The 13019-nt window shown below is 47.1% G+C and carries 10 protein-coding genes; 1 reads left to right on the top strand and 9 read right to left on the bottom strand.

Going from position 1 to position 13019, the window contains the following annotated elements:
* Positions 1-45 precede the first annotated feature (45 nt).
* Both ACWQXP_RS08295 and ACWQXP_RS08290 read right to left on the bottom strand, forming a co-directional pair.
* A complete protein-coding gene (locus tag ACWQXP_RS08295; RefSeq protein WP_454062354.1) occupies positions 46-1350 on the bottom strand; it encodes a transaldolase family protein in 1305 nt (434 codons plus the stop codon).
* Between the two features lie 501 nt (positions 1351-1851).
* Positions 1852-3648: a glycoside hydrolase family 15 protein gene (locus tag ACWQXP_RS08290; RefSeq protein WP_454062353.1), complete on the bottom strand. Its 1797-nt coding sequence runs from the start codon at positions 3646-3648 to the stop codon at positions 1852-1854.
* 375 nt (positions 3649-4023) lie between these two features.
* Here ACWQXP_RS08290 and ACWQXP_RS08285 point away from each other — a divergent pair, with 375 nt between their 5' ends.
* Positions 4024-5163 (top strand): glutathione-independent formaldehyde dehydrogenase, encoded by a 1140-nt coding sequence (locus ACWQXP_RS08285; protein ID WP_454062352.1) that lies wholly within the window; start codon positions 4024-4026, stop codon positions 5161-5163.
* A gap of 300 nt (positions 5164-5463) precedes the next feature.
* Here ACWQXP_RS08285 and ACWQXP_RS08280 read toward each other — a convergent pair whose 3' ends face one another.
* The 7 genes from ACWQXP_RS08280 to ACWQXP_RS08250 form a co-directional block, all read right to left on the bottom strand.
* Complete coding sequence (locus tag ACWQXP_RS08280; protein ID WP_454062351.1) at positions 5464-6477, bottom strand: alcohol dehydrogenase; 1014 nt, start codon at positions 6475-6477, stop codon at positions 5464-5466.
* A 106-nt stretch (positions 6478-6583) separates the two neighbouring features.
* Positions 6584-7249: a ribulose-phosphate 3-epimerase gene (gene rpe / locus ACWQXP_RS08275; protein WP_454062350.1), complete on the bottom strand. Its 666-nt coding sequence runs from the start codon at positions 7247-7249 to the stop codon at positions 6584-6586.
* A 182-nt stretch (positions 7250-7431) separates the two neighbouring features.
* Entirely contained in the window at positions 7432-8052 is a 621-nt protein-coding gene (locus tag ACWQXP_RS08270; RefSeq protein WP_454062349.1) for a BON domain-containing protein, read from the bottom strand.
* A 770-nt stretch (positions 8053-8822) separates the two neighbouring features.
* Complete coding sequence (locus ACWQXP_RS08265) at positions 8823-9506, bottom strand: BON domain-containing protein (protein WP_454062348.1); 684 nt, start codon at positions 9504-9506, stop codon at positions 8823-8825.
* Positions 9507-9614: 108 nt separating this feature from the next.
* The gene (locus tag ACWQXP_RS08260) at positions 9615-10088 is read right to left on the bottom strand and encodes a CBS domain-containing protein (protein ID WP_454062347.1); all 474 of its coding nucleotides are present in this window, start codon (positions 10086-10088) and stop codon (positions 9615-9617) included.
* Positions 10089-10421: 333 nt separating this feature from the next.
* The gene (locus ACWQXP_RS08255) at positions 10422-11240 is read right to left on the bottom strand and encodes an SDR family oxidoreductase (RefSeq protein WP_454062346.1); all 819 of its coding nucleotides are present in this window, start codon (positions 11238-11240) and stop codon (positions 10422-10424) included.
* A gap of 166 nt (positions 11241-11406) precedes the next feature.
* A complete protein-coding gene (locus ACWQXP_RS08250) occupies positions 11407-12903 on the bottom strand; it encodes a BON domain-containing protein (RefSeq protein ID WP_454062345.1) in 1497 nt (498 codons plus the stop codon).
* Between the last annotated feature and the right edge of the window lie 116 nt (positions 12904-13019).

Here is a 13019-nt window from a genome sequence, read left to right as displayed (position 1 = left end):
GTTTGTGCATCAGACTTTTTTTCTCGAAAACCCCTTTGTGGTTCTTTACCTTTCCTTAACGAGATGTTCTTCAATTTCTTGATCCATCTCGTTTTGATGTTGTTCAAAATCCGCATCGGCGAGCAAACTATATAAGGTATCGATATCGAACTGTTGTGTAATTGGGGCGATGAGATTGGGAACTTTGCCCCGTTGCAGTTCTTTCCACTGCGAAGAAGACGGAGAGGCAAAAAAGTCTTTGAATCCGGCTTCCTCGAAGCGTGTGACCAACGTGTCTGGATCATCAAGTTGTTGGTATTCATCCGTCTGACGATAGGTGAGAAGAAATTCTAAAAATTCTGACTCGACCTGATAGAGACGTGCAAGCCGTTCGGTCTTCGTGTGATGCCTGACAGAGTCGGGAATGCCTAGCTGATCCACATAGGACGTATTTAGTTGATTTTCTATGGATTCCGGAGGCACGTCATTCTGTTGAAGAAAGGCTCGCAGCACCTGACACGGTGCCGTGTAGACGTCGCAGCCGGCTGTTTGAACCAGGCTTTCCCATTGCCGAATACTGGCCACAATCAATTGTGTTTTGACTCTGGCATTGGTTCGTAGTTTGTGTAACATCCGTTGCGCTTCAAGTGTGACATGAGCGCCGAGAAGCTCCGCTTGAAATCCTTGATCAAGCCGTCCCATAAAAATGTTGGTTCGTGTGACATTGCCTAACAGGGCTGCCGCGACAACCTGACGAGCAGAAAAGGTCGATGTGAAGTTGACGGGAATTCCCTCGTTCTCGAGATCTCGAGCAATGAGGAAACATGCCGGAGCATGAGGGGTCAATGGGACTTTCACGAACGCACTGGGCACCATCTTTCGTAGAGACCGACCCATGTATTTTGCGGTTTCCGGTTCGGTCATGACACTCATATGAAGCTGTAAGCTCACCTCCCATGATCGGCCACTGGCAAATGCATGAATGAGATCATTACCAATTCGCCCGCACACGATGGCGTATGCCATGGGTACAAGATCCCGGACAGAAGATTCTCGCTGTGCTTCAATGAGCTTGTGAGGCCAGGAATCCGAAAAGTCTTGTTGGAGATAGCGTGTGAGGACTTTTTTGACGAGCGGTTGATTGACGGTATTGCCATCGATCTCTTCGATAATGGTGTGGTGTTCTTCTTCAAGCAGTTTGTGAAGTTCTTCACTATCGGCAGTGTCAGCATAAACATGAGACGTTCCCACCGTTTTGAGCGCGGCAAAAAGTGGTGCGCTCATGAGAGTTGGCTTGAGTATGTCTTTTTGACTTTGCCCAACGGCGATCAGAGTATCTGGAAAACTATTTGGTGCTGTGTGAATAGCCATGATGGCTCTCCTTTATCAATGTTCCGATACGAGTATGTGCGGGATCGTTACAGAACGAGTGAATCAACGATGAATTGTACTCTCTCAACCAGTTAAACCTGCGAAGTTGTCACCACCAGACTCAGTAACCTTTTCAGCAAAATCTCTTGGGACCATGAGCTTGCACCCTTCTGCGATATGTCTCGTATTGGTTTATTTGTACGCTAAAGCAATTTGATGGTGTACTCCTCGAAACCCTAGTTCACCAGTTTTTGTATAGGGTCCTTGCATGATGTGTGTCTGTTGGGGCCTCAGACATGTCGCAACGCAAGACCTCGTACATTCCATGGCACGCGTCGGCTTTTCAGGCTTGCGATTGTGGCTGAATACACAGCGTGGGAACCGTGAGACTTGTGTCATAAATCTTTTGGCAGCAATCTTGTTTAGAATGCTTTGCGCAAGGGAAAGATTCTCTTTTCAATCGTAGGCACGATCATGAGAATCTGACTGACTGAGGAGAGGTTACCCTAACCGGCGATCTAAATCGTATGCCGCACTAATCAATGCGAGGTGGGTGAGTGCTTGCGGAAAATTGCCCAGATGTGCCGTGCTTGGCCCAAGTTCTTCCGCATACAGCCCGGTATGATTGCTGTAACTGATAATTTTCTCAAAGAAAAACTGAGCTTTTTCGAGATCTCCGGATCTGGATAAACATTCAACGTACCAAAATGAGCACATGGAAAAACTGCCCTCACTCCCTGCAATCCCATCGATTTCTTCTTGTTCTTTGTACCGATACACCAACGAATCTTCTACTAAATCCTTTTCTAACGCTCGAAGGGTTGAGAGCCAACGTGGGTCGGTAGGCCCGACAAATTTCACAAGCGGCATCAGCAAAATTGAGGCATCCAATGTGTGACTGCCTTTGTATTGTACAAACGTCTGTCGCGAATCATCCCAAAACTCTGAAATGATTTCATTGAATATGTCATTCCGTGTTGCGAGCCAACGATCAAGAGGGGCAGGAAACGAGCGTTTCTGGGCCAGACGGATTCCTCGATCAACGGCAACCCAACACATGAGTCGAGAAAACAAAAACTGGTGTGTTTGACCTCGGAACTCCCAGATGCCATGGTCGGGAGACTGCCAATTCGCACAGACCCAATTGATGAGCCGCTCAAGATTATGCCACAGATCAATGGAAATGGGTTCGGCATATTTATTGTAAAGATAGACCGAATCTAAGAGCGCTCCGTAGATATCGAGTTGAATCTGGTTAAATGCCCCATTCCCAATTCTGACTGGTGAGGAGTGTTGATAGCCTTCAAAATGCGACAACTGGCTTTCCGTGAGGTCTTTTCGTCCATCAAGTCCATACATGACTTGCAATGACCCATCAGGGTTTAAATCATCGCATCGTGCTTCAATCCACTTCATAAAAGCTTGGGCTTCTTTGGTATACCCCAGTCGAATAAACGCATAGATGGTAAACGCGGCATCTCGGATCCAGGTATACCGATAATCCCAATTTCGTGAGCCCCCAATTTCTTCAGGTAACCCGAACGTGGGTGCCGCAATGATTGCTCCAGTCGGCTCAAATGTCAGGAGCTTTAAGGTGAGTGCCGACCGATGGACGGTTTCGCGCCAACGTCCTTGATATTGAGAAATCGACATCCACTCTCTCCAATAATTCATCGTTTCATTCAAGGCAGAAGAGAGAAATTCGTCATTCAGTGGGGCTGGTTCATGCTCATCATGCACGGCTTCCATGACAAAGGCTGCATATTCATCTGCGGATAATGTAAATTCAGCCACGATATCATGGTCTTGCACCTGGAGTGGGACCGTGGCATGGAGTCGCAGCCGTAAGCTATCAGGACCTTCGGATGTAATGAGGACCTCCCGATCATGGACGCGTTCGATTCGATGACGGACGCGAGCATAGTCAAATCTCGGCGCACACACCATTCGATAATCAACCTGGCCGCGTACTGTTTTCACCCGGCGGATGAGATCATGAACTTTTTCCTCGTGTTCAATGGTCATGAAATCTAATATTTCCGAGACGCCATGCTTGGAATACTTGCGGGTCAACAGGATATTGGTGTCGGTCAGATATAATTGTTTGGGCTGGCCATTTTCTAATTGAGGATCAATGCGAAAATACCCGCCCTTTTCATCATCAAGTAGTGCCGAAAATATTGTTGGGGAATCAAAGCGTGGAAAGCACATGAAATCAATAGATCCGTTCATGCCAACCAGAGCGACGGTATGTAAATCCCCAATGATGCTGTAATCTTCGATGGCTTGATACGACATTGTTCTGTTTCTTTATTTTGGAAGAGTGAGGGGGGATTCCATCAATCAAAAAATACTTGATTGACTATACCGACTCTCAAACGTGTCTTCACATGAGTTCATCATGGCACTGCTCAACAGATGTTTTCAATTCATTATTAGCAATGACCATGTGTATGATTTATCATTGTGTCTAATTCCTAAGATTAAAACAATGTATCTAGGCATTCAACCATTCATGTAGATTTGGATCCACTCGGATCAATCCTCGTCGATAGACTTTTCGGTCCAGGGTTTTCACCAGTTCCCGGCGAGAGCTTCTTCGTGTCTAATCTGTCTACATTTTTCTTCATCATGAAGTGACGTTTGCTCCCTAACAGACGGAGGAATTCCAAGATGAAAGCACTTGTGTATAATGGATCTCGGGACGTCAGCATTGCTGAGGTTCCTGATGCTACAATCGAACGCGCAACAGATGTGCTTGTCAAAGTGACAACCACCAACATCTGTGGTTCGGATCTACATATGTATGAAGGACGAACGAATGTCGAACCCGGTACGGTGTTCGGACATGAAAACCTTGGAGAGGTGATTGAAGTTGGTGATGCTGTCTCCCAAGTGCAAGTTGGCGATCATGTCTGCCTCCCATTCAATATTAGTTGTGGGTTTTGTAAAAATTGCGAAAGAGGATTGACGGCTTTCTGCTTAACCGTCAATCCTGGAATGGCTGGAGGTGCTTACGGGTATGCCGGCATGGGGCCGTATCGTGGTGGACAAGCCGAATATCTCCGTGTGCCCTATGGTGATTTTAACTGCCTGCGTTTGCCGGAAGATGCAGTGGAAAAGGAAAACGACTACGTCATGCTCTCCGATATCTTTCCAACCGGGTACCATGCGACTGAGCTAGCAGGTGTGCAACCAGGTGATTCTGTCGTGGTGTATGGTGCGGGCCCGGTCGGTCTGATGGCAGCGTACTCGGCTATACTCAAGAGTGCCAGTCTGGTCATGATCGTTGACCGTCATCCTGACCGTCTTCAACTGGCGAAGAAAATTGGTGCCATCCCCATTGATGACTCGAAAATTTCACCGGTTGAGCAGATCATGGAATTAACCAAGGGAGAAGGAGCAGATACAGGATGCGAATGTGTGGGCTACCATGCCCATACTCCCCAGGGGCAGGAACAGGCCAACATGACGATGAATAATTTAGTTCAGTCGGTTCGCCCTACTGGGGGCATTGGTGCTGTCGGCGTGTTCTTGCCGGAAGATCCGAAATCATCTGATACGTTAGCACAGCAGGGAAAGCTGGCATTTGATTGGGGCCTCTTTTGGACAAAGGGGCAACATGTTGGGACTGGTCAAGCCAATGTGAAAGCCTATAATCGCCGGTTAAGCAAGCTTATTGCTTCTGGCAAAGCAAACCCATCATTTCTTGTGTCTCACCAATTGTCATTGAAAGATGCCCCAGAGGCGTATCGACATTTCGATGCGCGTGAGAATGGCTGGGTCAAGGTTCTTCTGAAGCCTGCGGGATAAGAATTGAATGTGTTGAAATTAAACAGTGAAGAAAAGTTAAGCGTAGCGTCACACGCAAACCTGTTTTTATAAAAGCCCTCGTTTTTATATCGACGAAAAACGTTCTTTTCTGCAAGGAATCTGTTGGTATGCAATCGCCATAAAAAACATGTCGAGCCACAAGATTTTTTCCATGCTTGTTAACGGAAAATCAGTGATGTTCTCTAAAGTTCAAACCTTTCTTTCCAGTGTTTATGCCTGCCCTTTTCTTTATGTGGGAGACCCTGTCTTCGCATGTGCGCGTCAAGAATATCGCGACGCTTAGTCAATCTGTAAGACGACTCTAAACCGTGCCTTATTCGTAATCATCTGTGTGTACGCATCTGAGACCTGGTCGAGTGGATAGGTTTCAACCATCGGGCGAATATCCGCGAGAGCACTGAAATTCAGTGCATCTTCGGAATCTTTGGCATGACCACTCGGCCATCCGGCAATCATGCGACCACTGATCATGGCAATCGGGATCACTTCTAGCGGATCTGAGGCTGCAGCCACAATCACTAACTTCCCTCGAGGTGTGAGCCCGTCAACTAAAGACGCAATCGCTTTGCTACTGGGAGCCGTTGCAAGAATGACCTCGGCTCCACCAAGTTTCTGTAATTCTTCAGCCGGAGAGCCATCATGATAATTAATGAAATGATGGGCTCCCAATTCTTTTGCAAGTTGTTCTTTATCATTGCCTCCTGAAATCGCTACAGTTTGAAAACCCATGGTGTGTGCATATTGAACGGCGAGATGGCCGAGGCCGCCCACCCCTTGTATCGCGACCAGATCTCCTCCTCGTGCTCCACTATTTCGTAGAGCATTAAACGTGGTGATCCCGGCGCACATCAATGGAGCACTCATCACCAAATCGAGACCCTCAGGCATATGGGCAACAGCCTCCTGCGGAGCGACCATATATTCGGCATAACCTCCGTCATAACTGATTCCTGCGATTTTGGCTTGTTCGCAGTTGATAAAATCTCCGATACGGCAGCAGGTACATTGAAAACAATGTCCTCCATGCCATCCCACACCTACCCGGTCTCCATTCTTCCATTGCGTCACCTGTTCTCCCACGGTATCGATATGACCGGAGACTTCATGGCCGGGAATTCGAGGGTAGGTGATGCCGGGCCACAGTCCATCCTTGACAAAGACATCGCTGTGACAAATTCCACAGGCTTCGACTTTAATTCGGACCTCGCCCGCTTTTGGTTCAGGAATTGGACGCTCGATCAATTCGAATTGACCTTTCGCACGAGTTAGTTGAACGGCTTTCATGGTTGCCATGGGATATTCTCCATTTTATTGTGAGGGGGTTCGGACGACATTCAAAAGAAAGACCTATCTGGAGAAGCTATGACGTCGTTTTCTGATATGAGATGCATTCGCAATCTCACATGATCTGTCCGCAGCATCCTTGGAGCTGTCGCAAGCCAGAGCCAGGACCTTGTGGATCGTTGAAAATTGACGAGCCGGCCACAAGGACGTCGGCTCCGGCTTCAATCGCTCGTGGGGCGGTGTGAAGGTCGACCCCTCCATCCACCTCGACCTCGCCTTCCAGATGCCGATTTCTGAATAGTTGACGAACATGACGGATTTTAGAGAGCGTGCTCTCGATAAATCGCTGGCCTCCAAATCCTGGATTAACCGTCATGATGAGGACTGTATCCAATTCAGTGAAAATATCATCTAGCACGAGTACAGGCGTCGCAGGGTTGAGCGCGACGCTGATTTTTTTACCCAGATCTTTGACCCGTTGGATCGTTCGATGCAAATGTGGTGAAACTTCTTGATGAACGATGATCTGATCCGAGCCCGCACGAGTGAAGTCTTCGAGATACCGCTCAGGATGCTCAATCATCAGATGGACTTCCACTGGAAGCGTGGTTCCCTGCCGGACAGCTTCCACGATTGGTATCCCGAGACTCAGATTTGGAACGAAATGCCCATCCATGACATCAATGTGAATTCGGTTTGCACCTGCCGCTTCCAATTCCTTGAGTTGTGCGCCCAGGTACAGGAAGTTCGCTGCTAAAATAGAGGGAGCAAATTTTACCATCTGATGGTCACAAACTCCGTCTTATGAAATGGCTCCTTCGCAGGGTTGATGGGTGTTCATCATATGGAGGCCTCGCATCTTACTTCCTTCAGTATTCCTGAACAATGATAAACGAGACTTATCCCTCCACGTTCTCGCGTCATTTGATGAAGCAACCATGTTAAGCAACATATAAGAAATGATTAGAGGCCAGGATCAATCCATAAATTGCTTTTGACTCGCTTGGCTCCCGCTTCATAGGCATTTTCGACGGCATCTGCAATTTCACCTTTGTTTTCGACTCCGCCATAGAGCGTCGCGACACCACTTCGAACTCCCACGGCGATTTGATCGGCGTTCACAAACGGACTCATGGCCAGCTCGTCTTCAATCTCTTCTTTCAGTTCCGAGTCTCGCATCTCGGCCCACGGCTGATTGTTCCAATCACGTTTGCGCAGTTTATTGCGAACTTTCCATGCTCCTGAATCATAGGCAATTTCCACGGCGTCGAGCATCGCACTTCGATCTTCCACCGTTCCGGAAAGGGTTGTAATACCTTTATCAACCTCGACGCGTATATGTTCTTCATCGACAAATGGACTTATCGATAGTATTCGCATTGTGCGTCTGCGAATCTCCCGATCGGTGAGGATATTATCGTCAAAATAATAGGGATCATAAGGATCGTAATAAGAGCCGTAATACGGATTGGATTCATATTCGAAGTACCCTACTTGGCTGTGTGCCAGTCCCGGTAATCCAAAGAGACAGATGGCCAGGGTGGTTACGCTAATTGTGGATAGACAGGTTTGAAGCGACTTCATGGTTGCGTGCCTTTCATTGCGAGAGGGTGATAAAAGTTAAGACGACTGATTCATCGCCGTGAATCCACTGTCATGGTTGTTAGAGGTACCTTTCGATAACTTCTTATGAATCATGGTAATTCTCAGAACGTATACATATGATAATTACGCTAACGTGAGATTCCCGCTGCCACAACCCTCTAAAACCCTTGAAGCTTCAGTCATCGTTTTGGCGGTGTGTGGATTTCGCTTTATGTCCGGAAGGTTGGACGAAGCAGAGCTGATAAACGTGTGTATCCGATTCTGATGATTCAGCGTCGCCAAATATGGATCATCTGAAACGAAATCAATGGATTAATCTGAGGTGGCGTGGAATGTAAGGATAAGACCAGATACCAGGTTACAATTTCTCAAGAGTCAACGGGCAACACTCTGTCGACCAAATGACGAATGTAGAAATGCACCTAGGCATACCACGTATCAATGCATTTTTACATGTATTTTGCATCAGTATTATCTCGGACACGGATTTGCGAGTTGACAGTTTTTCACACATTCGAAGGTTTCGGAGTCTTGAATTGTTCCTTGTTTGCCGACAGCCATATCTTCCCACACCTTGACGCCTTCATAAGATGTTGTGTATAGACTTCACTGGTCTTTGGAACTTAAAGGGATCACGGAATGGAAACCTCTCACCTTGATCTCCGCACAATTTCATTCATCATGGTGATGAGGTTTCCTTCCGTGATGACCTTGACTTCGTGACAGCGAAATCAAGATGACCTTAGGATCTATGAAAGTTCATGGTCGACCCACAATTTGCTTCTGACACGTTTTGCTCCGGCTTCGTATGCATTTTCGACAGCATCCGCAATCTCCCCTTCATTCTCAACTCCTCCGTACAACGTCGCGACGCCATCTCGCACCTTCACGCGAATTTGATCGGCATTGACAAATGGACTGAAATCCAATTCATCTTCAATCTCTGCCTTCAGTTCTGAATCTCGCATGTCGGCCCATGGTCGACTCTCTCTGGCACGTGGACGTAATTTATTACGAACCTTTGAGGCGCCAGCGTCATACGCAATTTCGACGGCGTCGATCATGGCACTCCGATCTTCGACACTACCCGAAAGGGTGGCTGTGCCGTTATCGACTCTTACGTGGATATCTTCTCTATCAACAAACGGACTCGCCATAAGGTCTCGCTTGATACAATAACGAAGTTTGGTATCGGTTAATTGGCCAATATCGTCATAGCAGGGGTTATAGTACGTCCCATAGCGGGGATAGTAGTGCGAGTCGTAATACGGACCTGGGGGATTGTAAAAGGGGTCATTGTATGGATTGTAGTAGGGCGCATAATCATAGTCAGCGTAACCCACTTGACTATGAGCAACTCCAGGAAGACCTGTTAACCCAATCGATAGAGTCAGAGCAGCAACTGTTGAGGTGAATACAGGTAACAACTTCATGATTGTGGTCCTTTCTAGGCTAAAGATTGATAAAGAGGATATTTCTTAAATGGTAATGCTCAATGACTTGTTGAACAACTCCTCAAAACCCTTGAGATAAACTCTGTATTAATGAACCATTGTTTGATCTGGAATTGTCGATTGATACCCACAAATGCTCTTCAGTGCCATCAGCACATCAGTTTCAGAAAGTCCTTTCTTCGTTCCTGGTTGCACATGTCCAATTGCATCATTAATTGAGATGATTCCTTGAAGTACCCCTTCCTCATTCACCACCGGCAATCGTCGTACTTTCCCATCGGCCATAATTTCTAATGCTCTTTTCATGTCATCTTCTTGTGCACATGAATCAGTGTGATCTTGTACGACTTCATGCACAAAAACTTCCGATGCCGTTTTTCCTTTCGTTGCGAGAGCGATGGTAATATCTCGATCGGTTAACACTCCCAGCAACTTATTTTCAGAGCCTACGACTGGAAGTATGCCGCAATCACTATCCAACATCATGATCGCTGCTGCGGCAAGACTGGTATTGGGTTCACATGTGCTTACACTTTTTGTCATAAGTTCTCGTACTTTCATGATCCTATCCTTTCTTTTTTGAGTAAATATAAAACATTATGTTGTGGTTTCTTTCCTCTCCTCCTGATGACCAAGTCGGTGCGGCAACGACCGTTTCACAACAAAAGCTTTTTCTGTGATTACTCTTGTGCTCTGATACGTTACCGATGTTATGAGAATTGAAAAAGTGAGAGCCATTTCCTTCTAACAACAAAGATCATTCGGTGCTACTAGCAACATCCCTGGATTTGAAGAGTTCGATGTAATCAGAGTATGTTTGCTTGCTTCATCATCAGCACGCCCACTTTCCTGTCGCTCGCTTTTCGCTCATCAGATCCTCTAACACATCATCTTTTATCCCCCAGTGCGGAATCCTGGATACAGCATCATGCCTCCATCCACATAGAACGTGGCGCCTGTCACATAATCGGATTCATCGGAGGCCAGCCACACCGCCATCTTGCCGATTTCCTCGGCATGACCAATGCGTCCATATGGGATTAATTGTAACAATGCGTCTTCCGTCTCTGGAGTATTCCAGGCTGCTGTATTAATGGGTGTCTTAATCGCACCGGGGGAAATACTGTTTACCCGTATATGCTGTGGGCCGAGTTCCTGTGCCATCGTCTTGATTAACATGCTTATTCCTGCCTTGGACACGGCATAGTTGACGTGGCCAGCCCAGGGAATTGTGTCGTGAACTGATGAAATACAAATGATTTTGCCTAGAGCAGAAGAGGTTTGCGTTTTCTGTCCACGCCGAAGAAACTCTCGCACGGCTTCCCTGGCACACAGAAACTGACCAGTAAGATTGACGGACAATACACGGTTCCATTGCGCCAACGTCATGTCCTGAAATGGAGCGTCTTGTTGGATGCCGGCATTATTGATGAGAATATCGATTGTGCCGTACGTCTCGAACATTTTTCGAAACATGATGTGCACCTGCTCTTCATTGCTTACATCCGCATATAGGGCTATGGCCTCTCCGCCATTGGTGTTAATTGCATTGACGACTTCCTCAGCCTTGTCTTCCTCGGTTACGAAGTTGACGACGACGGAGGCACCAGCCTTCGCTAATGACTTGGCTATCGCTGTCCCAATGCCGCTGTTGGCACCCGTCACCAACGCTTTCTGACCCGCAAGAAGTCCGTTAAAGAGATTTTGAGGCATGGCTAACTCATATTGGATTGGAGAATGACTTTCTCTCCCTGCTCGAAGGTCAAGTCTGTTCGCTTTTTGAAGAGAACGATTGAGACGGTCGGTTGTGAGATCTGAACAAGCCGTGTGTCAATGTTGTGTACCCGTGTTCATGAGAGGGGTCTTTTTTATCTCGGTTTTATCTATAGAGTTTTTCAGGTGTCGGAACGAATGACGAGCCATCAAGTGATTGAATCTGTATTCGGTTATGGACTGATTTGGCTCCTGCCGCCAAGGCGTTGTCCTTGGCAATGTGTCGTTGTTGCCAAGAATCAACGGTTCCATCTAATGTTGCCACACCATCTTCGACTTGAACGGTGATAGATTCGACTGACAGGAAAGGACTCCACCAAAATTGTTCTTTGATGTTCTGACGGAGTTCAATATCCGATTCCCACGTCCATTTAATAGGATGTTGGAGGGTGTTGCTGACATTGACGACCCCTTTGACGCCCCAGGCAAGCGTCGTGGCTCGGGCTTGTTGATATCGAGATGTGACATGACCTTGAAGGAACACTGTCCCATGATGAACCGTAACGTCAATGTTTTCCTGGTCGAGAAACGGATCTCGAGAAATTGAGGCTTGCATCCGACTGGAAATTTCTTCATCAGGTATGGTGGTCTGCGATTGGACTTTTGCATGATTCACAACACGATAGACCCCGACAGTGTTTTGAGCATCCTCTTCAATGGCTTGCTTGGCATAGAGAGTGTCTACGGTTCCCGTGAGGATCACCAATCCTTCGTTCACCTCAATGGTGATATCGGATTTTACGACTCGCGGATCATAGGAGAGTGCGTCCTTGATGGCCTGCTGTATCGTTTCATCGGAAGGTGTGACGAGACCAGTACGACGTAGACGTTGAGACGGTGACCATTCCACGTTCAGTTGATCGCCGTGAACGGCGGTAATGCCATGGACCCAAGACAGGTGGATTGCGCGGGACTTCTGATCCAAGCTGTTTACGGTTCCGGATAATGACACCGTTCCATCTTGGACCACGACGTCTAATGATTCGGGGTTGACCCACACATCATACGTCAACCGTTGAATGATTTCCTCTCTTATCGCATGATCGGAACGGTCATCTATCGTTTTGATCATAATATCGTGTGTGAGTGTTTTTATCCCGTTGACTCCTTTGGCTACTTGAAGCGCTAACTGCTTTTCTTGCCATGATTGAACCGTGCCTTGTAAGTGGACACTTCCGTCTTGCACTGTGACATCAATCTCGTACAGTTCTGTTGCCGGATTTTCCAGCAAGGCTGACTGTACGTGATGTTGAATGTTTTCATCATCCAATTGGGTAGAAGGGGCGACAATGATGCGATTGATAACGCTGCGGACACCCTTGATGGTTTCAGCAAGGGCTGATGCCCGTTCTTTGGAAAGTAGATTGTCGACCCTGCCCGTGAATGTCACGATCCCCCGTTCGACCACTACTTCGATAAGATTTTCTTGTACTCGATGGTCTTGCGCTAATCGGTATTCAATCGCCAAGCCGATATTCGCATCGGTCGTCATGGCCAGTTGTTCATTTTCAGAATGAACAACCTGCAGTGAAAAGAAGCCTAACGTCAATGTAAGACTCCATGTTAACCACCTTCGCATCATGTTATGTGAGATTGTGTGCATCTGGTGTTCTTAAGCTTTTCAAAGATCACAGGGGTTGTATTCATGGTTGTTGGGTCTTGCTGATACGGTTAAAACGGTTTTAGTACGACATGCCATACAGAACACCCCTTCTCAGA

It is taken from the genome of Candidatus Nitrospira salsa, assembly GCF_965152625.1.
The sequence above is the reverse complement of the archived record's forward strand: the minus strand, read 5'-3'. Positions and strand labels throughout refer to the sequence as shown.